The sequence below is a fragment of the Streptomyces sp. NPDC003038 genome, assembly GCF_040611115.1.
GTDB lineage: Bacteria > Actinomycetota > Actinomycetes > Streptomycetales > Streptomycetaceae > Streptomyces.
Genome location: NZ_JBEXNN010000001.1, coordinates 153,463 through 175,778 on the forward strand (window position 1 = coordinate 153,463; position 22,316 = coordinate 175,778).

Below are 22,316 nucleotides of genomic sequence, written 5' to 3' on the forward strand. Positions count from 1 at the left end.
ACTTCTGATAGGCCGTCAGACCTTGGAGTGCCGATGTCCTGCCCCGCGCTGCCCGAAGGCTTCGACGCCACCGACCCCGACCTCCTCCAAGACCGGGTACCGCTGCCGGAGTTCGCGCAACTCCGGCAGACCGCACCCGTGTGGTGGTGCCCGCAGCGGCGGGGCATAACCGGCTTCGACGACGAGGGCTACTGGGCCGTGACCCGGCACGCGGACGTCAAGTACGTCTCCACGCACCCGGAGTTGTTCTCCTCCACCACCAACACGGCGATCATCCGCTTCAACGAGCACATCCAGCGTGAGCAGATAGACGCACAGCGGCTGATCATGCTGAACATGGATCCCCCGGAGCACACGCGCGTACGCCAGATCGTGCAGCGCGGTTTCACCCCCCGCGCCATCCGGGGCCTGGAGGAGGCCTTGCGCACCAGGGCACGGAAGATCGCCGAGGAGGCCCTGGCGGCCGCCGGGAACGGCGGCGACGGTGACGGTGACGGTGACGGCAGTTTCGACTTCGTCACGCAGGTGGCGTGCGAACTCCCGCTCCAGGCCATCGCCGAGCTGATCGGCGTACCGCAGAAGGACCGGGCCAAGATCTTCGACTGGTCGAACAAGATGATCGCCTACGACGACCCGGAGTACGCGATCACCGAGGAAGTCGGCGCCGAGGCGGCGATGGAGCTCATCGGCTACGCGATGAACCTGTCCGCCGAGCGCAAGGAATGCCCGGCCAAGGACATCGTCACCCAGCTGGTGGCGGCGGAGGGCGAGGGCAACCTCGGCTCCGACGAGTTCGGCTTCTTCGTGCTGCTGCTGGCCGTCGCGGGGAACGAGACCACGCGCAACGCCATCAGCCACGGCATGCACGCCTTCCTCACCCACCCCGACCAGTGGGAGCTGTACAAGGCAACCCGGCCGGCCACGGCCGCCGAGGAAATCGTGCGCTGGGCCACGCCGGTGGTGTCCTTCCAGCGCACCGCCGTCCAGGACACCGAGCTGGGCGGGCAGAAGATCAAGGCGGGCGACCGGGTGGGCATGTTCTACTCCTCGGCCAACCACGACCCCGAGGTCTTCCGGAACCCGGAGGCCTTCGACATCACCCGCGACCCGAACCCGCACCTGGGCTTCGGCGGCGGCGGCCCGCACTTCTGCCTCGGCAAGTCCCTGGCCATCATGGAGATCGACCTGATCTTCAACGCCCTGGCCGACGCCCTGCCCGACCTGCGGCTGACCGGCGAGGACCCGCGCCGGCTGCGCGCGGCCTGGCTCAACGGCATCAAGGAGCTCCGGGTCAGCCACGGCTGACCCGCGACCCAGGGCGGCAGGGGCCGCTCCCTCCCACGCCCCGGCCCCTGCCGTCCGCTGGCCGACGTGGCCGCGCCGAATCGTCGTAGGCCGGGGAGGAACGGGGAGACCCGGCCGCACGGGACCGCCGCATGCGGGGCGCAGGCCCGGAACCGGGACCAGGCCCTGGCCGGGCCTGGCCGCAGGGTGCTACGGCCCCGTCCGGGCAGGCGCCTTGGCCCCTGCCTCGACCCCTGCCTCGACTCCTGCTCCGGCCCCTGCCCCGCCCTCCGCTTCGCCGCTCGTCCCGGCGGCGCCGGTCCGCTGTACGGGCAGCTTCAGCTGGAGGCCGCGCGGCCCCGACAGCACGTAGACGAGCCCGAAACCGGCGGTGACCACCACCGCGCCGCCCACCGCGTCCAGCACCCAGTGATTCGCGGTGGCGACGATCGCGCACACCGTGATCAGCGGGTGCAGCACCCCGAGGAGCTTCTGCCAGCCCTTCGGTGCGAGGACGACGATCACGATCCCGCACCACAGCGACCAGCCGAAGTGCAGCGAGGGCATCGCCGCGTACTGGTTGGAGATCGCGGTCATCGCCCCGTACGAGGGGTTGGCCAGGTCCTGCGGCCCGTGCACGGTGTCGATGAAGCCGAGACCGGGCATCAGACGCGGCGGCGCGAGCGGGTAGAGCCAGAAGCCTATGAGCGCGAGGACGGTCGCCAGGCCCAGGGAGGCGCGGGCCCAGCGGTAGTCGCCGGGCCGCCGCCAGTACAGGACGGCCAGGATCGTCAGCGGGACCACGAAGTGGAAGGAGGTGTAGTAGAAGTTGAAGAAGCCCTCCAGCCAGGGTGTGTCGACCACGGCCAGGTTCACGGCGTGCTCGATGTCGATGCCCAGCGCGCGCTCGATGCCGAGGATCTGGTCCGCGTTGCCCTCGGCGAGGCTGCGGCTGGTGGGTGCGGCGGCCCGGATGTGCGAGTAGAGCGAGTATCCGACCCGTATCAGCAGCAGTTCCAGCAGCAGGTTGGGGCGCGACAGCACGCGCCGCCAGAAGGGCAGCAGCGGCACCCGCGACCAGCGTGCGGCCGCCGGCTGCCCGTACGCGGTCGGGACGGGCTCACGCCAGTACGAGGAGGAGCGCGGCAGGAACGGTACGGCGCAGCCTGCGGCCAGCGCGGCGAGCAGCAGCACGTTGTCGCGTACGGGGGCCAGTACGGCCAGGTTCGGCAGCAGCACCGCGCTCGGCAGGGTCATGGCGAGGACGACGGCCACGGGCCACACGGGCCGGTCAGCGGCCCTCTTGCCGACCTTGCCGGCGACGGCGAGCAGCACCCACAGCAGCTGGTGGCGCCAGCCGGCCGGGGACACGGCGACGGCCACGCAGCCGGTGACGGCGACGGCGAGCAGCAGCTGGCCGTCCCGGGCGTAGCGGGCGGCGCGGCGCAGGCCGAGCCAGGTGATCCCGGCGGCGAGGGCGACGTACAGCAGGATCTCTGCGGGGCCGCTGAGGCCGAGGCGCAGCAGCGCGCCGTGCACGGACTGGTTGGCGAGGCCGTCGGGGGCGCCGCCGAGGCCGGTGCCGGCCAGGTGCTGGGCCCAGTAGGTCCAGGAGTCGCGCGGCATGGCCGCCCAGGACAGGGCGGTGACGGCGGCGAAGGTCAGGGCGGCGGCCCGGGCGGCGGGACGGCGTCCGGTCAGCCACAGCAGCGGGGCGAAGAGCAGCAGTGCGGGCTGGAGCGCGGCGGCGAGGCCGATGAGGAAGCCGGCGGGCCGGTCGCCGGGCACCCGGAAGAGGGCCAGGAGCACCAACAGCACCGGCAGGACGGCGGTCTGGCCCGGAGAGGCGGCTTCGCGGACGGGCAGCGAGACCATCATCAGGACGACCAGCACGGGCGCGGCCAGCAGCGCGGTGCGCCGGGGCACGGGGTCGGGCAGGCCGCGTGCGGCGACCAGCCCGATGGCGGCCACGAACAGCAGCGTCACGCAGGTCCAGGCGACCTCCAGCGACGGGGCGGCGAAGCCGGTCAGTGGTTTGAGGACCAGCCCGGCGAAGGGCGTGCCGGTGAACTGGCCGGCGTCGTAGAGGGAGCCGGGAAGGCTGCCGGGGAGGTGGAGGCCGCTGAGCCACTCCCCCGGTGGCACGCGCAGAGCGGCGGCGGCCTGCCTGACGGCGAGCGCGCCCGCCAGCGCCCACAGGAGCAGGCGTGCCGCCCCGAGTCTGCCGCTGCCGTCTATGACCCCGGCATGTCCGTTCGCACCGCTGTGCTCCGCCGCGTTAGCCACGCCTCGCAGGCCTCCCGCCCAGTTGACCGCAAGCCCGACTTCGCCCGGCTGCCGCGCTTCATGCCCCGTTCCATTACCGGGACGACGATATCCCCCGCGGGATACCTAGGATGGCCCGCATGAGCATCGTGAAGATCAACGCACTGTCCGTCCCCGCCGAGCAGCGGGAGGTCCTGGAGCAGCGGTTCGCCTCGCGGGCGGGGGCCGTGGAAGGTTCGGACGGGTTCGAGTGGTTCGAGCTGCTGCGCCCCGTGGAGGGCACCGACCAGTACCTGGTCTACACGCGGTGGCGTTCCGAGGAGGACTTCCAGGCGTGGATGGAGGGGCCGATGAAGGCGGCTCACCAGGGCGGGGGCGCTGGCGGCGGCGCGGGCGGCGGCGAGCGTCCGAAGCCTGCGGCGACCGGTTCGTCGGTGTGGTCGTTCGAGGTCGTGCAGCAGGCGGCGCCGAAGAAGGCCTGACCTCGTGAAGCCCTGAGGGCGGGCAGGGCCCGGGCGACCCGCCCCGGGCCCTGCCCACTCCGGATCCACCCCGGGATCCACCCCGGGATCCACCCCGGGCCCACCTGATGCCGCTTGGTCCGCCGGGCTCACGCCTGCCCAGCCTGCGCCGAGCCCGAGCCGCGCGTGACTCACGCTGAAGGACGCCCGGGGCTCTCACACCCGGCGCTGACGCCCGGCGCTCACGACCGGCGCGGGTGCGCGGCACCGGCGCCCGGCGCTGACGCCCGGCGCTCACGCCGACGCCGACGCTGAGGCCCGGGGCGCTCACCCCCGGCGCTCACCACTGGCTCTCACGCCCAGAAGGCGTCGATCTCGTCGATGTCCGCGGTGCACTGGTCGATGTCGGTGATCTTGTGGCCGATGATGGTGATGAAGAGGCCTTCGCGGATCTCGATGCCGCGGTCACCCCGGTCCCCACGCGACGTGTGGAAAGACATCACATGGCCGCGGCCGTCCGCGAGGACGGTTTCCAGGTGGACCTGGAAGGTGCCGTTCGTCTCCTCCCCGAGGCGCCGGTAGAGGCCGAGGACGGCTTCCCGCCCCTTGTGGTGCCCGGACACCGGGCTGTTGCCCGGCACGTGGTGGATGACGTCGGCCGTCATCATCGTGCTCAGCGTCTCCATGTCGCCCTTGCCGAAGGCTTCGTAGGCGCGGCGGATCAGGGCACAGTCCGGATGCTCCGACATGACGGTTCCACCCTCCGTGTGCGCGGTTTGCCCTTTTTCCTATCATCAGCCCGGCACTGTGGATATTCCACGCGGGAGATCCGGCGCGAACTCCACAATGACGTCATGGACAGCAACGCGATCACCACCACCACCTCAGGCCCTCCAACGACGGCCGGGCCGGCCGGGCCGGCCGGGTCGGCCGGGCCGGCCGGGTCGGCCGGGCCGGCCGGGTCGGCCCGATGGACCGTGGCCCCCGAGGCGTTCACCACTGCGGACGCCACCGTCCTGCGCCGCGCGTACTACGCGGAGGTCGCGGGCCGGTACTGGAAGCGGACGGTCAGCGAGGCCGAGATCGACCAGGGCCTGCTGGACTTCCCCGACGACGGGCTGGTCCCGCCGACCGGCGAGTTCGTGGTCGGGCGACTCGACGGCGTGCCCATGGCGTGCGGTGGCATACGCCTGCTCGACCCGATCACCGCAGAGCTGACCAGGGTGTACGTCGACCGGCGCGCCCGAGGTACCGGCGGCGGGGCGGCCCTGCTCGAAGTCCTGGAGCAGGCGGGCCGAGCGCTGGGCGCCGAGCGGGTCCGGCTGGACACCCGGTCGGATCTCGTGGAGGCCCGGGCGTTGTATGCGCGCCAGGGGTATGCGGAGATACCCGCGTACAACTCGGGCCCCTATGCGCAGCATTGGTTCGAGAAGCGCCTGGTCTGAGGAGGCCAGGGGCTTTCAGGGACTGAGGGCACGGGCTTGAGCGCGCGGGCTTGAGCGCGCGGGCCTGAGCGCGCGGGCCTGAGCGCGCGGAGCCCCCTGCCGGGTGTCAGCGCGGGGAGTGGTCCCAGCGGGGCGGAGTGTCGTAGGGCTCCTCGGCGTCGGATCCGCACAGCTCCGCGTTGAGCTCGGCGACGAGTTCGACCAGGTCGGTCGGGCGGTCCGGCCCCCACCAGTCCCCCAGCAGTTCGGCGAGCGACTCCTGCCGGGCCGCGGCGAGCTTCACGGCGCTCTCGCGTCCCTTGTCGGTCAGCACCAGCGCCAGCCCGTCCCGGACGGCGAGCCCGCGCTCCTCGACCTGGCGGGCGGCCTCCGTGATGGCCTTCAACGGCACGACGGTGCGTTCGGCGAGCAGCGCGGGCTCGGCGGAGCCGTACTTGTTGATCCGCAGCAGCAGCCAGCTGGCGGCGGGCAGCAGGTCGTAGCCGGCCTTCTCGGTGATCTTCTCGTACACGTGGCGACGGCCCTCGCGACTGCCGAGGACCGACAGCGCGCGGGCGACCTCGTCGCGTGAGGAGCGGTGGACGGGGTTGGAGGCGAGGGTCTCGCTCACATCGGGTGCGGTGACCGAGCCTCGGAGCTTGTCCTCCGTGAGGAACCAGGCGATCAGGAAGGCGAGGAGGACGACGGGCACGGCGTAGAGGAAGACGTCGGTGATGGAGGTGGCGTAGGCGTCGAGTACGCGGGGGCGCAGCTCGGCGGGGAGTGCGCCGATGGCCCGGGGGTCGGCTTCCAGCTGCGCGACGCCCGCGCCGGGCGGCAGCGGGACGCCCGCGAGGGCGGTGGCCAGTTTGTCGTCGAGCCGGTTGGTGAAGACCGTGCCGAAGATCGCGACGCCGAAGGAGGCGCCGATGGAGCGGAAGAAGGTGGCACCGGAGGTGGCGACGCCCAGGTCGGCGTAGCTGACCGCGTTCTGCACCACGAGGACGAGTACCTGCATGACCAGGCCGAGGCCCGCGCCGAAGACGAAGAAGTAGGCGCTCATCTCCCAGGTGGAGCTGGTGCGGTGCAGCTGGTGCAGGAGGAGCAGGCCGAGGGCGGTGACGGCCGTGCCGACGACCGGGAAGACCTTCCACCGGCCGGTGCGGCTGACGATCTGGCCGGAGGCTGTGGAGGAGATCAGCATGCCGGCCACCATCGGCAGCATGTGGACGCCGGACATGGTCGGCGAGACGCCCTGGACGACCTGGAGGAAGGTCGGCAGGTAGACCATCGCGCCGAACATCGAGAAGCCGACGATGAAACTGATCACCGAGGAGAGCGTGAAGGTCCGGATCCGGAACAGCTTGAGCGGCAGGACCGGTTCGGCGGCCTTCCCCTCCACGAAGACGAAGGCGCCGAGCAGTACGGCGCCGAGGACGGCGAGGCCGATGATCCGGCCCGAGCCCCACCCCCAGGTGCCGCCGAGGGAGGCGACGAGCACGAGGCAGGTGGCGACGGAGGCGATGAGGAAGGTGCCCAGGTAGTCGATGGTGTGCTTCGAGGAGCGCACCGGGATGTGCAGGGCGGCGGCGATGACGAGGAGCGCGACGAGACCGATGGGGAGGTTGATGTAGAAGACCCAACGCCAGGACAGGTGGTCCACGAAGAGTCCGCCCAGCAGCGGGCCCAGCACACTGGTCGCGCCGAAGACGGCGCCGAAGAGGCCCTGGTACTTGCCGCGTTCGCGGGGCGGCACGATGTCGCCGACGATCGCCATCGACAGCACCATCAGTCCACCGCCGCCCAGGCCCTGGAGGGCGCGGAAGCCGATGAGCTGGGGCATGTTCTGGGCGATGCCGCAGAGGGCGGAGCCGATGAGGAAGAGGACGATGGCGAACTGGAAGAGCTTCTTGCGCCCGTACTGGTCTCCGAGCTTGCCCCACAGGGGGGTGGCCGCGGTGGCGGCGAGCATGTAGGCGGTGACGACCCAGGACAGGTGCGCCATGCCGCCGAGGTCGCTGACGATGGTCGGCAGGGCGGTGGAGACGATGGTCTGGTCGAGTGCGGAGATCAGCAGGCCCAGCAGCAGGGCACCGATGGAGACGAGTACCTCGCGGGAGGTGTGTTCACCGGTGGGTCCGGACTTGCGCGGGCCCGGGCCGGGGCCCCCTGCCTCCGTGGTCACATCCTGAGCCATCGATTCCTCCTCAGGCCGGATCAACATCTCCATCCTGAGTGGTGTGTCCGGATATGGCCTCCCGGGTGGGTTGGGAGGGACCCGGCGGGTCTGCATAATCGCAGGCAATGCCCAGGGAGGGGTTCCAGTGAGCGGTGAGCAGTGTCCAGCGTGCGGCGCCGTCGGCGCCGGGTGCGAGTGCGCGCCGGGTGCGCGTTTCGAGCCCTTGCGCGTCCGCCCGTATGTGACGTTGCCCGACCCCGGGAGCGCAGTCGGCCCGACTGCCCCGTCCCTGGTGCCGGGCCTGATACCCCCGGGCCCGGTCGCGGGTCACGGTCCGGTTGCAGATCACGGCCAGGATCCGGGCTACGGCCAGGATCCGGGTCACGGCCAGGATCCGGGCTACGGCCAGGATCCGGGTCGCGGTCCTGCGGCGGCGCCGCAGGAGGGCACTGCGCCGTACGGCATACCCGTACCGCCGGTTCAGCCATGGCCGGACGCCCCGGCACATGCGTCGGGCCCGGACGAGACGGTGCAGCTCCCGGCACTCGCCCCGCAGGCCGTGGGCGGGGCCGGAACGACTGGCGGAACGACTGGGGAATCGGACGGCGGAGGGGGAGGGGGTGGGGGTGGGGGTGGGGGCCCCGAGGCGCGGAACAGCAACCCCGCCGCCCGGCGGTGGCCGCTGCCCCTCCTGGCCGGAGCCGCCGCGGTCGTCGTCCTCGCGGGGACGGCCGTGGCGCTGTGGGTCCTCCCGAGTTCCCCCGACATGGACGCGACCCTGCTGAACGCGAAGCCGCCGGCGTCCGTCGGGGGCGTGGCCCCGGCCGGGCCGTCGCAGACCGCGTCCGCCGAGGCGAGCCCGTCCGCCTCGGCCTCGGGTTCCCCGTCGCCCAGCGCATCCCCGTCCCCCTCGGCCTCGACCTCGGCGTCGCCGTCGTCCACGCCGTCGCCGTCCGCCTCGCCGAACGAGTCCCGCCCGGCGGCGCCGCCCTCTCCCAGCGCGAAGCCGAGTACGAGCCGCAGCTCCAGCCCGACAACCACGCAGCCGCCGACCCTGCGGGTCGGGGACACGGGCCCGGAGGTGGAGAAACTGCAGCGGCTGCTGGCCGCGCGTGGCCTGTACCAGGGCAAGATCCACGGACGGTTCGACTGGAAGGTGGAGGAGGCGGTGTCGACGTTCCAGTACAACAACGGCATCGACTCGGAGGAGTGGGGCGTCTACGGACCGGTGACCCGCAAGGCCTTGGAGGGATAGGCCACACCTCCCGTGGTGGCGCGGACCACCCACCTTTTGTATCGTGTAGAAACAAAGTGGTTCCGCCTTCACTCCCTGACCGGTGGGCGGAACCACTTGTTCTCTTTTCCCGCCCGTCTGGAGCCCCGCCGATGCCGGCCAGCACCCCCACCACCGCCACCACCGCACCCGTCGTCCTCACCGCCAAGGCCCTGCTGCTGGACATGGACGGCACCCTCGTCAACTCCGACGCGGTGGTCGAGCGCTGCTGGCGCGACTGGGCGGTGTCCCACGGGCTCGATCCGCAGGAGGCCCTCAAGGTGGTCCACGGCCGCCAGGGCTACGCCACCATGGCCGTCCTCCTGCCGGACCGCCCGATGGAGGTGAACCACGCGGAGAACGCGGTGATGCTCGCCCGCGAGACCGCCGACACCGACGGCGTGGTCCCCGTCGCGGGTGCCCCGGAGTTCATGGCGGCGATCGACGGGCTGCCGCACGCCCTGGTCACCTCCGCCGACGCGGCCCTGGCCGCGGTCCGGATGGACGCCGCCTCCCTGCCGATGCCCGGGGTGCGGGTCACGGCCGAGTCCGTCCAGGCCAGCAAGCCGCACCCCGAGGGGTTCCTCAAGGGCGCCGCCGCGCTGGGTGTGGACCCCGCCGACTGCATCGTCTTCGAGGACTCGGCCGCGGGCATCGCCGCCGGTCAGGCCGCGGGCATGCGGGTGATCGGCGTCGGCCCCCGCGCCGCCGCCCACGCCCCCACGGCCCACGTCCCGGACCTGACGGCCCTGCGCGTCACATCCGCTGCCGACGGGTCGATCCACGTCACCGTCCAGTCCGCCGCCTGAGAACGCGCACGGCTCCGCCGCCCCGGCCTGAACTCGAAACCGGAAGCGGGTCTAGGGGTTACTGTCCGACCCGGCCGTCGACGCGCTCGCGCAGGAAGTCGGCGTGGCCGTTGTGGCGGGCGTACTCCTCGATCATGTGGACCAGCACCTCGCGCAGTTCCATCGGCTCCCCGCCGTCGTCGCCGGTGACATCGAGGCCGGGGGCCTCGGCGACGAGCTGTTCCGCGAAGGCGACCTCGGCCCGCCAGGTGGCCCAGGCCTCTGCCACCACCGCCGGGTCGGCCTCCGCCCCGTTGAAGTCCCCGGCCGGGTCGCCCTGCGAGCGAAAGTGCCGACGTACCTCCTGGCCCGCCATGACATGCCGGAACCAGTACTGCTCCACGCCCGCGAGGTGGCGTACGAGGCCCAGCAAGGACAGGTTCGACGGCTCGACGGAGCGCCGCGCGAGGGCCTGCGCGTCCAGGCCCGCGCACTTCATCTCCAGCGTCAGCCGCTGGTCGCGCAGGTAGCCGACGAGTACGGCCCGCTCGCCCTGGAAGCCGCCGTCACTGCGGGTGTCCTCGTCGGGGTGGAGGAACATGTTCGACCAGGCGAAGCGCCGGTCGGGCGTCACGGCGGGATCGGCATCCGAGTCGGGCACGGAGGGGGAGGCGGCTGAGCCGGTGGTGGTGGTCACGCCCGCGAGCGTGCACCGTACGCCGGCCTCCCCGCAACGGAAATTCCGCCCGGCTCCCGCCGCCTCGTCCGCCTCCCCCTGCCCTCTGCCGCCCTCTGCCAGGGAGGACGGCCCTGTCGGCCTCCCTCCGGCGCCGCAGCCGGCTCGGCCCGTACGACCCTGCCCGGCCCGGTCAGCCCGGTCAGCCCGGTCAGCCCGGTCAGCCCGGTCAGCCCGCGATCGCCTCGTACAGCGAGAAGACGGCCAGCGCCGCCATCACCGCGGCCGCGATCTTCGTGATCAGGCGCAGCGGCACGTACTTCATCAGGGTGCGTCCGCCCAGGATGCCGATGGCCGCGACCGCCCACAGGGCCAGCACGGCGCCGATGCCGACGGAGACGGGATTGTCGTACCGGGCGGCGAGGTTGGCCGTCATGATCTGGGTGAGATCACCGAACTCGGCCACCAGGATCAGCATGAAGCCGGCCCCGGAGACCTTCCAGAAGGACTGGTCGGCGGGCGGCTTGACCTCTTCACCGTCGTCGTCCTTCTTCAGGAGCAGCATGGCCGCACCCGCGAGGAAGAGGACGCCGACGACGGCTTGGACGAGCCGGTGCGGGAGCAGGGTGAGTACGCTGCCGGCCGCGATGGCGAGCGCGACGTGCACGGCGAAGGCGGCGGCGACGCCCGCGAAGACGTATGAGGCGCGGTAGCGGGTGCCGAGCATCAGGCCGGCGAGGGCCGTCTTGTCGGGGAGCTCGGCGAGGAAGACGACGCCGAAGGCGATCGCCGTGACGCTGAAGCTGAACACGGGGTGAAACCTCGATCGGTCGGGCAGGACGCCAGCGGTACCGAGAGACCTGGGGTGGATCAGGGGTCGCTTCGGCTCGGCGGCGTCCCGGCTTGCGTGTGCGCGCACAAACGCGCCTACGCGTGAACAGGACACTGCGGCCGAAGGTCTCGCTGGCCGACCGCTGTCCGCGGCCTGCCTCCGGGCGCCGGCTGGTGTGACCCAGCAGTATGTCGACGGTCCGGCGAAGAGCTACTCCCCTTCTGCTCGGTACAGAGTACGCGAGGCCCGCGGGCGCCCGAAATAGGTCCTTGGTCCCGCCGGATCCGGCCGTATCGGCGCCGGACCGGCACCGATACGGCGCCGCGCACGGCAGCCGTCCCGCGGCCCCAGCCCGTTCACACCCCTACGGAATCTCAACGTCCGCATAATCAGGGGTCCTTGCGGGCTTGATGTGACGTGCTCATGTCGCCAGGCTGTCACCTGGCGCCCATCCCCGCGAAACCTGGCGCCGACACCATGGCCGCGGCCCGCCGGGGCCGCACGGCCACACCCCCCGCATCAAGGGAGCCCCTCATGGCACTCATATCCAGCGTCTACGCGCGTCGCATTGGCGTGCTCGCGTCAGCAGCAGCGCTCGCCTCGCTCACCTCCCTCGTCAACGCTCCGACCGCTCAGGCCGCACCGCCGACCCCCATCAGTGCCGCGTCCGCCCGCTCCTACCTGGCAACGGTCACGCCGAAGGCGGAAGGGTCCAGCACCGGCTACAGCCGCGACCTGTTCCCGCACTGGAGCACCGTCTCCGGCACCTGCAACACCCGCGAGACCGTCCTCAAGCGGGACGGCGTGAACGTCGTCCAGGACTCCGCCTGCGCCGCGGTCAGCGGAAGCTGGTACTCCGAGTACGACGGCGCCACCTGGACCGCCGCCTCCGACCTGGACATCGACCACGTCGTCGCGCTCGCCGAGGCCTGGCGCTCCGGCGCCAACTCCTGGACCACCACCAAGCGCCAGCAGTTCGCCAACGACCTGTCCCGCCCTCAGCTCATCGCGGTCACCGACGACGTCAACCAGGCCAAGAGCGACCTCGACCCCGCCGAGTGGCTGCCGTCGCGGACCGCCTACCGCTGTACCTACGCCCGCATGTGGGTCCACGTGAAGCAGTACTGGGGCCTGAGCATGGACTCAAGCGAGAAGACGGCCCTGGTGAACGTCCTGAACGGCTGCTGACCGGCCGATCTTTCCCCCGCCAGGGGGAGGCGCGGCTCCCCCACCCCGTCGTACCGTGATCGCAGGGGCTACGAGGAGGGGGAGTCGCATGGCCGGATTGCGTCTGGGACCACTGCTGCGCTATGTCGACTGGGACACGGGCGGTTCGGCCACCATATGGGTGGAGGCGGACCGTCCGTGCACGGCCGAGGTGCGGTGTGCCGACGGGGCGGGAGGCAGCGTGCGCACCTTCCAGATAGCCGGGCACCACTACGCGTTGGTACCGGTGACCGGCCTGACTCCGGGCGCCACCACGGCGTATGAGGTGCTGCTCGACGGCGTGCGCGTATGGCCGCTGCGCGACAGCGGCTTCCCGCCGAGCACGATCAGCACACCGGCCGTGAGGGGCGCCGGGCGCCCCGGGCCCGAGCTGCGCGTCACCTTCGGCTCCTGCCGTCAGGCCGCGCCGCCCGCCGGCCGGCACGGGCCGCACGGCCCGGACGCGCTCGACACCCTCGCGGCGCGGCTGGCCGCCGAGCCGGAGGCGGTGCGCCCGGACGTCCTGCTGCTGCTCGGCGACCAGGTGTACGCGGACGCGCTGTCCCGGGAGACCCGGCAGTGGCTCGCGGCCCGGCGGGATCTGCGGGACCCTCCCGGAGCCCAGGTCGCGGACTACGAGGAGTACACCCGGCTCTACTACGAGTCCTGGCTCGATCCGGAGATCCGCTGGCTGCTGTCGACCGTGTCGAGCCTGCACATATTCGACGACCACGACGTCATCGACGACTGGAACACGAGCGCGGCGTGGCTGGCGGAGATGCGGGCGACGCCGTGGTGGCAGGAGCGGATACTCAGCGGGCTGATGTCGTACTGGGTGTACCAGCACCTGGGCAATCTCTCGCCCGCGGAGTTGGAAGCCGACGGGCTGTACGGGTCGGTCCGGGAGACCCCGGACGGTACGGACGCGCTGCGCGCGTTCGCGGCCAGGGCGGATGCCGATCCGGGCACGGTGCGCTGGAGCTACCGGCGCGACTTCGGACGGGCCCGGCTGCTGATGGTGGACACGCGGGCCGGGCGGGTGCTGGCGGAGGACGGGCGGGCGATGCTCGACCCGGCGGAGCAGGAGTGGCTCAGGGAGAACGCGCTCGCGGGGCGCGGGGGTTACGACCACCTGCTGATCGGGTCCTCACTGCCGTGGCTGCTGCCGCCGCTGGTCCACGACGCCGAGACGTGGAATGCCGCGCTGTGCCGTGGTGAGAGGGGGCCGCGATGGGCGCGGATCGGGGAGAATCTGCGCCGTCGCAGCGATCTGGAGCACTGGGCGGCGTTCCCGGCCTCGTTCGCGGCGCTCACCGATCTGATCGAGGAGGTGGGGACGGGGCCGCGGGCGCCGGCGACTGTACTCGTGCTGTCGGGGGACGTGCATCACGCGTATGTGGCCGAGCCTCGAATACCCAGTACGGCGCGGCTGTTCCAGCTGACGTGTTCGCCGGTGCACAACTCCATCCATACCGCGGTGAAGCTGGGCTTCCGGCTGGGCTGGTCGCGGACGGGGCGGTGGCTGGGGCGCGGCTTCTCCCGGCACGGGCGGACGGGCCGGCCGCCGGTCAGCTGGCGGCGTACGGGTGGGCCGTGGTTCGGGAATCAGCTGATGACGCTGGCGCTGGCGGGCCGGACCGCCCGGCTGCGGCTGGACCAGGCGCGCAAGGAGCGGAAGGGGGCGGCCCGGTTGGTGACCGTGCTGGACCGTGACCTCACCGGGGCGCAGTGACGTGCCGGGGCGTAGGTGACGGGGCGAGGCAGTGCGGCGCGGGGCGGCAGGGGGCGCGGCCGACCTGACACCGTCGGGCGGTGTGGCGCAAGGGACCTGACACACCGTGGCCGGGGGGCGGCCCCGCGTGTCCGGGGTACGAACGTCAGGCGTACGCTGTATGGCTGTCAGCCGCTCCTGCCGCTCCCCGCGACGTCGCGGCGCTTCATGCCGCAGCACGTCAACCGGACTGGGGAGTCCCGCCTTGTTTGAGACTCTGGGGTCGCTGACCACGAGCCCATGGATCTACGCCGTGGTGGCGCTGTCCGTCGTGCTCGACGTCTTCCTGCCGGTGCTGCCGAGCGGGGTCCTCGTGATCACCGCTGCGGCGGCCGCTGCGGCCGCCGGGGCGGCCGGACCGGTGCCGGTTCCCGCCCCGGTGCCGGACATCCTGGCCCTGCTCGTGATCGCCACGACGGCCTCGGTGCTGGGTGACATGGCCGCGTACCGGCTGGCCCGGCGCGGTGGAGCGCGGCTGGACCGGGCCATCGCCCGTTCCCGTCGGCTGACGCGGGCCCAGGAACGCCTGGGCACCGCCCTGGCGCGCGGCGGCGGCGCCCTGGTGGTGATCGCCCGCTTCGCCCCGGCGGGCCGCTCGGTGGTGTCCCTGGGCGCGGGCAAGACGCACCGCAAGGTGATGGAGTTCCTGCCCTGGTCGGTGCTGGCGGGCATGGCCTGGGCCGGTTACAGCGTGGCCCTCGGCTATTTCGGCACCCAGTGGCTCGGCACCCAGTGGCTCGGCACCGCGCTCTCCCTCATCGCCCTCTTCGCCGCGGGCGCCCTGGCCGCCTTCGTCATCCGCCGCCCCGTCCCGGTGGCGGCGGCTCCGGCGGCGTAGCAGGACCTCCCCCGGGCGGAGCAACGACTCACCCGTTCACCCGGCCCCGATCGCCGCCGCGGCGCCGGGCTCCTAACGTCACAACACGGTGCGCAACCGAATCCGCGTCACATCCGTGCCCTGGCCGCGCCGTTTCGAGGAGCCCGAGGAGTTCTCTCCATGCCGCACGCCGAGCCGCAAGCCCAGCCGCACGCCATGCAGCGCCGCCTCATGACCGTCGCGGCCGCGACCCTCATCGTCGCCGCCGCCACTCCCGCCACAGTCGCCTACGCCGGCCCCTCCGCCACCGTCTCCCCCAGCACCGTCGCCCCAGGCGGCCGGGTCAGCCTCAACGTCATGGGCTGCGGCACCAAGACCGGCAGGGCCTCGTCCAGCGCCTTCGGCGACGTACGCCTGACCCCGGGCAATCTGGAGGCCACCAACCTCTTCGGCAGCGCCACCGTCTTCCGCAACGCCAACCCGGGCACGCACCGCGTCACCTTCGAGTGCGGCGGCCCCGGCGGCCAGCGCGTCACCGTCTCACTGCACGTCACCCCGGGCGGCGCGCGCGGCGGTACGGGTGGCAGCGTCGGTTCGATGAACACGGGTCAGATCGCGGTCGGCGGCACCCTTGTCGCGGGCGCGCTCGGAGCCGGGGTGTGGCTGCTGCGCCGCCGCTCCGCCTGAGCAGCGGCGACCGCCGATCCCGCGCGCCGCCCGCGCCGTCACGCGGCGGGCTCGGCCTGCCCCCGTACGCGTACCCCGTCGAGCAGCATCCGGGTGGCCTCGGCAACGGCGTCCACGGCTGCCTCGAACACCTCGCGGTTGTGCGCGGCGGGCACCCGGAATCCGGAGACCTTCCGTACGTACTGCAGGGCTGCGGCGCGGATCTCCTCCTCCGTGGCCTTCTCGGGGATGGCGGGCGGGCGCAGGGTCTTAATGGAGCGGCACATACTCCTACTATCCCGCTACCCGGGCAGCTCGGCCCCGGACAGTTTCATGATCAGCCCGGCCTGGAGCCGAGCCCGCAGCACTGGGTCCGCGACCTCGTCGAGCAGCCCAATGGCCTGCTGCGTCGTCTCGGCGGCCCGCCGGTCGTCGCGCAGCGAGGCGGTCTGGTCGGCCATGTGCTTGAGCGCGATGTCGGCGCGCCGGTGGAACAGCTGCCCGACCAGGACCACGACCAGGCCCACCGAACTGGTGACGACCCCCAGATACAGGTCTCCACTGCTCTCGGCCTTCCATACGGCGAGCCCCACCCCGAAGAGGAGGATCGCCGCCCCGAAGCCGGCGAATATCTGGCTGGTCGCGAAACTGCTCCGCGCCTGGGTCAGCCCGTAGGCGTAGTACTCCACGAGGATCGGCGTGAAGTCGTCCCGCCGGTCGCCCGCTTCCGCCGTCGGCCGGATGCCGCCGACGTCCGCGTACTTCGGATCCGATGAGTCGACCGCGCCCGTCGCCGCGGGCCCGGCGACCTGCGCGAGCATGCGCGCCCGCGCCTCGGCCCGCCTCCGCTCGAACCCGGCCCCAGCGGCCCGTTCCAGCACCACCACAGCCGCGACCAGCACCGCGACCACCCCACCCGACAGGAGCCACTCGCCCATGCTCCCGACGATCCCACGCCGACCGCTGATGCGGACCTCCTGGGCCGAATCTAGACTGGCGAAGGCATGAAAGATCCCCGAATGAGGGAGTTGTCCAGATGGCCAAGCGAGGGAACAAGCGTCGCGCCCGCAAGAAGAAGAAGTCCAACCACGGCAAGCGTCCCAACGCCTGACCGCACCCCACGACCCATGCAGAAGACCCCCCGCCGTGATCGGCGAGGGGTCTTCGTGCTGGTGGGCGTGGACGGTTTCGAACCGCCGACATCTGCTTTGTAAGCTCGCCCGGACTACCCTCCGGCGCCCCTGGCCGGGGACCAGAGCTCCCTTGAGGGTCGTCGGCCGCCGCTCCTGTCCGCCGTCGTTGATGTCGCCTCTCAATGTCAGCTGGCGCCCGTCACGGGCTCGATCACGTCGGCCCACACGCGGGCGGTCCAGGGGTTGCCCTCTTCCCCCAGTCGTGCGGCCACCACATCGTCGAGGAAGAGTGCGTTGGCGATATCCGTCCTGGCGTGCGGCCACCAGAAGGCGTCGCACTCCTTGCACAGCGAGAACGCGGCTCCATCACTCTTGAAGCGGTACTGATGGATCCAGTCCTGACAGCGTGGGCAGGTCGGTCGCGTGCTCATGAGCGCCACCCTACTTCCGACCGTCGATGCGAGCTCCTCTGATTTGGAACTTGTCGGTAGGTGAAGCGGCTTGGTCAGCGTCCTGCGGGGTCCGGTGTCGAGCGCGATCAGGCGGTCGTACCGGATTCGCTCCGAACGGGTGGAGCACCAGAGACCGGACGGTGTCAATCCACACACGGCTTTCCGGAGGCCCCGTGTGGTCTCACGCTTAGGGGGCATCCCCGCCCCGCTCTCGGTCTCGCTCTTCACGAATAGGCCGCGAGGCGGGTGGTGGCATTGCGCCTGGCACCTGCATCGCTGCCCCCCGCGTGCGCTCTCGCAGTTCCCCGAAGGCCCAGCCACCGTCGAAGATGCTGAAGGTTGCCTCTGACAGTGCCACGAGTGCGAGGTGGGAGCGGTATGGGGGAAGCAGGGTCAGGATCGGAGTGGGCACTCCGAACGTTCGGGGATCTGGCCGCGCCGCTCCGGAGCCTGATACCGCCGTGCATCATGCGGGCTCATGAGCGAGCGCGTAACGGCCACCAAGGTGTTCACACCCAGACACTTGAGGCGTATGGGCACGGTCTGCACGCCGTTCAGTACGAGGAGTTGGCGAGCGGCCTGGCCCATGTTCCCGGCTCCGCGACGATTCGCCTCCAAGGACGAAGCGTGGTCGTGATTGCGGGACAAGTCCTCTATCCGTTCCGCTACGCCAAGACGGACGTCGCAGTGACTGAGGCACGCCTCCGTCGCGCCGTGGGGCTGCGAGCCGATCTTCTCCGGCGGTATGGGCCAGAGTCCTTGCAAGGCGAGTTCGACTTGGGGCTAGACGAGCTCTACGCGGAGGAGTTCCACAGCGACCTGGACCAGCTCGGCCCGGAAACCCGTGTCGTGCTCCTCGCCTACGCCTGCTCGATGGACCGCGGTGTGATGCGCCTGGAATGGGGAGAGGCAGAGCTCCAGGCCAACCGCTATCTGCTTTGGCACCACCACCAAGCGCTGTCTCTGCCCGGCGAGCGCCGCTCGGCCTAAGCGTTGTACTCGGCGCTGCTGGGTCCCCCCGGCTCCTTTGGTGGCGGAAGCGGTAGTTAAGGCCGGAACCTGATCAAGGAGAGCAAATGGGCTTTCAAGTCAAGTGTGGGTCGACTAAGACCAAGACCGGCAAACCGTGCCGGAATCCCGCGATGATCGGCTACTCCCGTTGCCAAACACATCGAGGCGAGTGGACCCCACCACAGAAGAGGAAGACCAAAAAACGCTGATCGTCACCTCGCCGCTTATGTCGTGCCGGTGGCTCCCACCAGGGCTGGGTGATCTGCGCAAATGACAAGCCGGCGAGCCAGTGCGGCTCCAGATCATCCACCCGGAGCACTTGTCTCCACCGGCCGCACCCAGCGCCCTGAGCTTGGGAATCACTGATTCTGCCCACACCGTCCGGCCGGTGCCCAGCGGAAACGGATGCCAGGGGGAACCCGAGGGCTCTCGCTGGTACCTGCCACTGACCACTGTTCTCCGCCTTACCTGGCACGCGTCTGGCACGGTCAGCCTTCTAATCCGTGCCTCTAGCCAGAGCGGGCGGTGCTGGCCATTCCGGCCACTTCATGGCCCCGGAGGGACGCTTCAGGACGATGCCGGTTGCTGCGGTTGCGGTACTGCGCTGCTGTACGGCGGACTCAGCGGATAGTGGTGATGATCGCTCCCAGTCCCGTAAAGAGCGTACCGACGCCAACCATTAGCAGAGCGATGGCGCTGGCCCCACTTGCCGGTTGATTACTACGCTGAGGCTCAGGGACGGCGTGTTGCTCCATGTCTCCTTTCTCAGGCGTCTCCCATCTGGGGTGATGCCCGAGGCCCCGTCCGTAGAGTCTTGGTAGACCGGGCGGGGCCTTCGTTTGGTCAGCCGTGTCCGCAGGATTTCGATCGGCTCCTTTTGCGTACCTGCGAGAGACCCGCGCGCCTATGGCGACTCTCGGCACGGTTAGAGCCACGTAAGTGACTTACGCAGCTCTGACCTGCTAGTTCATCGCCCTCGTTCCATACGTGAAACAAACTGCTTCTCCTATGGAACAGCGAGCCGTTGAATCACAGCCACTGCCGATACAGCTATCCCCCTATAATCCGCATATCCACTCTCTAGAGATGGCCTCGTCTCTGCCTTGTGGGCCCAGGCCTCCTGATCAGAGAGTCGTCTGTAAGTCAGTGGTTTGAGGGGCGTAATCGCGGCCAGCCGCGCCTTATCGGTCGCGCCAGTCACAGTGCGCTCCTGCTGTCATCCCGTCTGTCGTCCACCCACACGGAGTGATAGGTGGCAGGCTTCTGGGGCCCAGGTGGAGCGCCCTGCTGGACGAACGACCTGGTCCCCTGATGGCTGGTCTGCTAAAGGCTTGCCTGGGTCGGCGGCAGACGGGATGACAGCCCGCACCCCAAACCACAACTCAGCCGCAGCCGCACGACTGGCCCCCGCGTCCCAAAGTCAGAGCGCCCCCGCCGGAGGCATCGCCCTGACAGGCGGCTCACAGATCAGGCCAGGCTCATCCGGCCCATCACACTCTTAACCCGATGATCTGCCAGTCGTGGCCCCCGCAATGGGTGGTGGCCTAGGCGAGGCCCGGGGGATGTGGACTCGTAGTGGCCTCCCGAGACGGGGAAAGCCCCCTAGCCGATTGCGACTAGGGGGCCAAAACAGGCTTTCACCTGCTACTTCCTACTGGTGGGCGTGGACGGTTTCGAACCGCCGACATCTGCTTTGTAAGAGCAGCGCTCTACCCCTGAGCTACACACCCGTGGACGAGTCGACAGCCTACATGGGGGGCACACCCCCCATGCAAACCCGTTCCGGGGGAGAATGGACCGGGGCATGGCGGACGCGGTACGGGAGAGGCATTGTGACAACGGCATCCCGGCGTTGGTTCGGTGGGCGGGACGAGAGTCGGCGGGCGGATGCCCAGGCGGCGAAGGATGCCGCCGCGGCGGCGTTCTACGCGTTGGACACCGCACAGCGGGATCTGCGGATCTCGGTCGAGACCATCGCCGCGGCGGACGGATCGCCCGCCGCGCGGCAGGTGGGCGCGGGCTTCACCGCGCTCGGGCAGCGGATCGATCAGGTCAGCCACGTCTACATCGAGGCGGTCGACGCGCACGATCTGGACCGCCCCGAGCTGGACGCGTCGGTCGCCGCGCGGGCCACGCAGCAGCTGACCCGGGCGCGGGACGAGCTCGTGCGGGTGCAGGCGGAGCTGGACCGGTTCGCGCAGGGGCTGCAGCCGTTGCTGGACAAGGCCGAGACGCAGCTCGCACGGGTGGCTCCGGCGCGGGAGCGGGCCAAGGCCGCGCTGCTGGCGGCGAGTGACGCGCTGGACGCCGTACGGGCCGAGGGGATGCGGGCCGATGACCTGGCCGCGCGGCTGGCGGCTCTGGGGCCGGAGCTGACCAAGCTGAATCAGGGTGCCGGGCTGCACGGAGTGCAGGCGACCGTGCAGCGCGCGGACCGGATCCTGCGGGACGCCGAGGCCATACGGGTGGAGGCGGTCCGGCTGCCGGAGCGGGCCGCGGAGATCGACCGGCGGCTGGTGAGCCTGCGGACGCGGGCGCAGGCGCTGCGCAACCGGGCGGACCGGGTGGATCCGGTCCTCAGTGAGCTGCGCCGGCGTTTCAGTGCGGCGTGCTGGCAGGACCTTCAGCAGGTCCCGGACGAGGCCGTACGGGAGGTCGCGCGGGCCGAGGAGAGGCTGCGGGACGCTGCCCGGGCGCGCGAGGAGCAGCGCTGGGCCGACGTAGGGACGCTGATCGAGGCGGTGCGGACTTCGCTGGACGCCGTCGACGAGGCGGTGTCGGCAGCGCAGGACCGGCTGACGCGGCTGGAGGCGGTGGCGCGGGATCCCAAGGCGGAGGTGGAGCGGACCCGGTTCGCGATCCGGGATGCGCAGCGGCTGGCGATGGCCGGCCGCAGTGTGCCTGATCCGCGGCACGCGCGACCGCTGGACGAGTCGGTCGCGCGCATGAACCGGGCGTTGGCCGGGCTGGACGTGCGCCACCCGGACTACTGGGCGTTCATCCAGGAGATGGAGGGCGTCCGGGCGTCAGTGAACCGGGTGGTGACCGACATCCGGGAGCAGCTCGGGCACGGCTGACTTGTCCGGGTTCTCGGGGCGGCGGATGCTGGGAGGTGGGTACGGCCCGAGGCAGAGGAGGGCGGTATGGGTTGGCGTGGGTCGCCGCGCGTCCGCCGGCCGTTCGGGACCCGGCTCGATGAGCATCTGCCCGTCGACCACAAGCTCAGCCAGGTGTACCGCGTCGGGGCGGGGCTGACCGGTCTGCTGCTGGTGGTGTTCGGGATCCTGGGGCTGATCGACCGGATCGGTTTCTTCGACACCGGCGGCGACACGGTCCTCACGCTGAACACCAATGGGGCGCTGAGCGTCCTTTCCATCCTCGTCGGTCTGCTGCTGCTCTACGGGATGGTCGTCGGCGGGAACTTCGCCTCGACCCTCAACATCGTGCTGGGTCTGCTGTTCATCGCGAGCGGCTTCGTGAATCTCGCGCTGCTGGACACGGGTCTGAACTTCCTGGCCTTCAGGATGCCCAACGTGATCTTCAGCTTCGTTGTCGGCGTGATGCTGATGTGGTTCGGGATGTACGGGAGGGTGGGCAGCGCTCTGCCGCACGACAATCCGTACTGGCGCGCCCGTCACCCCGAGCAGGCGGCCCGGGAGCAGCGAACCATCGCCCGGAGAAGGCGCCGCCCCTAGAGGGTGGCGCCCCCGAGGAGCGGGCGCCCGGAGGAGGAGCGGCGCCCGTGGGAGCGGCGCCGGCGCGGTGTCGCACGGACAGGGATACCCCCGCCCGGCTCGGCGGCTTAGCCTGTGCGCATGCCTCGTTACGAATTCCGCTGCCGGACCTGCGACGACACCTTTGAGGTCAGCCGTCCCATGGCCGAGTCCTCCGCGCCCGCCGACTGCCCCTCCGGACACGCCGACACCGTCAAGCTCCTGTCCGCCGTCGCCGTCGGCGGGACCGGCAACGCGCCCGCGCCGGCCATGGGAGCCGGCGGCGGGGGCGGGGGCTGCTGCGGTGGAGGCGGCTGCGGCTAGGCCGTCGCTTCCGTTGCGCCTGGACACGGCCACGGCCCCGG

22 protein-coding genes and 1 tRNA gene are annotated in these 22,316 nt (G+C 71.1%); 13 read left to right on the top strand and 10 right to left on the bottom strand.

The genetic code is table 11. The features are described from left to right. Window positions 1-33 precede the first annotated feature (33 nt). Complete coding sequence (locus ABZX75_RS00665; RefSeq protein WP_355406310.1) at window positions 34-1,305, top strand: cytochrome P450; 1,272 nt, start codon at window positions 34-36, stop codon at window positions 1,303-1,305. Between the two features lie 189 nt (window positions 1,306-1,494). Here the strand turns inward: ABZX75_RS00665 and ABZX75_RS00670 are convergent, their stop codons facing one another. After that, the gene (locus ABZX75_RS00670) at window positions 1,495-3,570 is read right to left on the bottom strand and encodes a bifunctional glycosyltransferase 87/phosphatase PAP2 family protein (RefSeq protein ID WP_355406312.1); all 2,076 of its coding nucleotides are present in this window, start codon (window positions 3,568-3,570) and stop codon (window positions 1,495-1,497) included. Window positions 3,571-3,689: 119 nt separating this feature from the next. On the opposite strand from ABZX75_RS00670, the gene ABZX75_RS00675 reads away from it, so the two are divergent. Further along, window positions 3,690-4,031: an antibiotic biosynthesis monooxygenase gene (locus ABZX75_RS00675; RefSeq protein ID WP_355406314.1), complete on the top strand. Its 342-nt coding sequence runs from the start codon at window positions 3,690-3,692 to the stop codon at window positions 4,029-4,031. Window positions 4,032-4,363: 332 nt separating this feature from the next. Here the strand turns inward: ABZX75_RS00675 and ABZX75_RS00680 are convergent, their stop codons facing one another. After that, window positions 4,364-4,759 (bottom strand): nuclear transport factor 2 family protein, encoded by a 396-nt coding sequence (locus ABZX75_RS00680; RefSeq protein ID WP_355406316.1) that lies wholly within the window; start codon window positions 4,757-4,759, stop codon window positions 4,364-4,366. Between the two features lie 105 nt (window positions 4,760-4,864). Here ABZX75_RS00680 and ABZX75_RS00685 point away from each other — a divergent pair, with 105 nt between their 5' ends. Then, entirely contained in the window at window positions 4,865-5,455 is a 591-nt protein-coding gene (locus ABZX75_RS00685) for a GNAT family N-acetyltransferase (RefSeq protein WP_355406318.1), read from the top strand. A gap of 106 nt (window positions 5,456-5,561) precedes the next feature. Here the strand turns inward: ABZX75_RS00685 and ABZX75_RS00690 are convergent, their stop codons facing one another. Then, window positions 5,562-7,631, bottom strand: coding sequence for an MFS transporter (locus tag ABZX75_RS00690; protein ID WP_355406320.1), 2,070 nt, complete (start codon window positions 7,629-7,631; stop codon window positions 5,562-5,564). Between the two features lie 462 nt (window positions 7,632-8,093). Beyond that, window positions 8,094-8,684: a hypothetical protein gene (locus ABZX75_RS00695; protein ID WP_355406322.1), complete on the bottom strand. Its 591-nt coding sequence runs from the start codon at window positions 8,682-8,684 to the stop codon at window positions 8,094-8,096. Between the two features lie 10 nt (window positions 8,685-8,694). On the opposite strand from ABZX75_RS00695, the gene ABZX75_RS00700 reads away from it, so the two are divergent. After that, window positions 8,695-8,868 carry a peptidoglycan-binding domain-containing protein gene (locus ABZX75_RS00700; RefSeq protein WP_355406324.1) on the top strand — a complete coding sequence of 58 codons (174 nt, stop codon included), beginning with the start codon at window positions 8,695-8,697 and terminating at the stop codon, window positions 8,866-8,868. A 131-nt stretch (window positions 8,869-8,999) separates the two neighbouring features. Continuing rightward, window positions 9,000-9,695 carry an HAD-IA family hydrolase gene (locus ABZX75_RS00705; RefSeq protein WP_355406326.1) on the top strand — a complete coding sequence of 232 codons (696 nt, stop codon included), beginning with the start codon at window positions 9,000-9,002 and terminating at the stop codon, window positions 9,693-9,695. Window positions 9,696-9,753: 58 nt separating this feature from the next. Here the strand turns inward: ABZX75_RS00705 and ABZX75_RS00710 are convergent, their stop codons facing one another. After that, window positions 9,754-10,275 carry a DinB family protein gene (locus ABZX75_RS00710; protein ID WP_355407000.1) on the bottom strand — a complete coding sequence of 174 codons (522 nt, stop codon included), beginning with the start codon at window positions 10,273-10,275 and terminating at the stop codon, window positions 9,754-9,756. 304 nt (window positions 10,276-10,579) lie between these two features. Then, the gene (locus ABZX75_RS00715; RefSeq protein WP_355406328.1) at window positions 10,580-11,161 is read right to left on the bottom strand and encodes a TMEM165/GDT1 family protein; all 582 of its coding nucleotides are present in this window, start codon (window positions 11,159-11,161) and stop codon (window positions 10,580-10,582) included. Window positions 11,162-11,716: 555 nt separating this feature from the next. Here ABZX75_RS00715 and ABZX75_RS00720 point away from each other — a divergent pair. The 4 genes from ABZX75_RS00720 (at window position 11,717) to ABZX75_RS00735 (ending at window position 15,663) form a co-directional block, all read left to right on the top strand. After that, on the top strand, window positions 11,717-12,370 hold the full coding sequence (locus ABZX75_RS00720; RefSeq protein ID WP_355406330.1) for an HNH endonuclease family protein: 654 nt from the start codon (window positions 11,717-11,719) through the stop codon (window positions 12,368-12,370). 88 nt (window positions 12,371-12,458) lie between these two features. Next, window positions 12,459-14,120: an alkaline phosphatase D family protein gene (locus tag ABZX75_RS00725; RefSeq protein WP_355406332.1), complete on the top strand. Its 1,662-nt coding sequence runs from the start codon at window positions 12,459-12,461 to the stop codon at window positions 14,118-14,120. A gap of 244 nt (window positions 14,121-14,364) precedes the next feature. Then, the gene (locus ABZX75_RS00730; RefSeq protein ID WP_355406334.1) at window positions 14,365-14,997 is read left to right on the top strand and encodes a VTT domain-containing protein; all 633 of its coding nucleotides are present in this window, start codon (window positions 14,365-14,367) and stop codon (window positions 14,995-14,997) included. A 159-nt stretch (window positions 14,998-15,156) separates the two neighbouring features. Beyond that, window positions 15,157-15,663, top strand: coding sequence for a hypothetical protein (locus tag ABZX75_RS00735; protein WP_355406336.1), 507 nt, complete (start codon window positions 15,157-15,159; stop codon window positions 15,661-15,663). Between the two features lie 38 nt (window positions 15,664-15,701). Here the strand turns inward: ABZX75_RS00735 and ABZX75_RS00740 are convergent, their stop codons facing one another. From ABZX75_RS00740 to ABZX75_RS00750, 3 genes are all read right to left on the bottom strand, one after another. Beyond that, complete coding sequence (locus ABZX75_RS00740; protein WP_355406338.1) at window positions 15,702-15,929, bottom strand: DUF2277 domain-containing protein; 228 nt, start codon at window positions 15,927-15,929, stop codon at window positions 15,702-15,704. Between the two features lie 15 nt (window positions 15,930-15,944). Next, entirely contained in the window at window positions 15,945-16,580 is a 636-nt protein-coding gene (locus ABZX75_RS00745) for a hypothetical protein (RefSeq protein WP_355406340.1), read from the bottom strand. 380 nt (window positions 16,581-16,960) lie between these two features. Further along, window positions 16,961-17,206, bottom strand: coding sequence for a hypothetical protein (locus ABZX75_RS00750; protein ID WP_355406342.1), 246 nt, complete (start codon window positions 17,204-17,206; stop codon window positions 16,961-16,963). A 798-nt stretch (window positions 17,207-18,004) separates the two neighbouring features. Between ABZX75_RS00750 and ABZX75_RS00755 the strand changes: the two genes are divergently transcribed. Further along, the gene (locus ABZX75_RS00755; protein ID WP_355406344.1) at window positions 18,005-18,217 is read left to right on the top strand and encodes a hypothetical protein; all 213 of its coding nucleotides are present in this window, start codon (window positions 18,005-18,007) and stop codon (window positions 18,215-18,217) included. 1,676 nt (window positions 18,218-19,893) lie between these two features. Here the strand turns inward: ABZX75_RS00755 and ABZX75_RS00760 are convergent. Continuing rightward, a tRNA-Val gene (locus ABZX75_RS00760) sits at window positions 19,894-19,968 on the bottom strand. Between the two features lie 102 nt (window positions 19,969-20,070). Between ABZX75_RS00760 and ABZX75_RS00765 the strand changes: the two genes are divergently transcribed. The 3 genes from ABZX75_RS00765 (at window position 20,071) to ABZX75_RS00775 (ending at window position 22,275) form a co-directional block, all read left to right on the top strand. Further along, complete coding sequence (locus ABZX75_RS00765; protein WP_355406346.1) at window positions 20,071-21,315, top strand: hypothetical protein; 1,245 nt, start codon at window positions 20,071-20,073, stop codon at window positions 21,313-21,315. A gap of 66 nt (window positions 21,316-21,381) precedes the next feature. After that, window positions 21,382-21,933, top strand: a complete 552-nt coding sequence (locus tag ABZX75_RS00770; protein ID WP_355406348.1) for a DUF4383 domain-containing protein — start codon at window positions 21,382-21,384, stop codon at window positions 21,931-21,933. Window positions 21,934-22,053: 120 nt separating this feature from the next. Further along, window positions 22,054-22,275: a zinc ribbon domain-containing protein gene (locus ABZX75_RS00775; RefSeq protein WP_355406350.1), complete on the top strand. Its 222-nt coding sequence runs from the start codon at window positions 22,054-22,056 to the stop codon at window positions 22,273-22,275. Window positions 22,276-22,316: the final 41 nt, after the last annotated feature.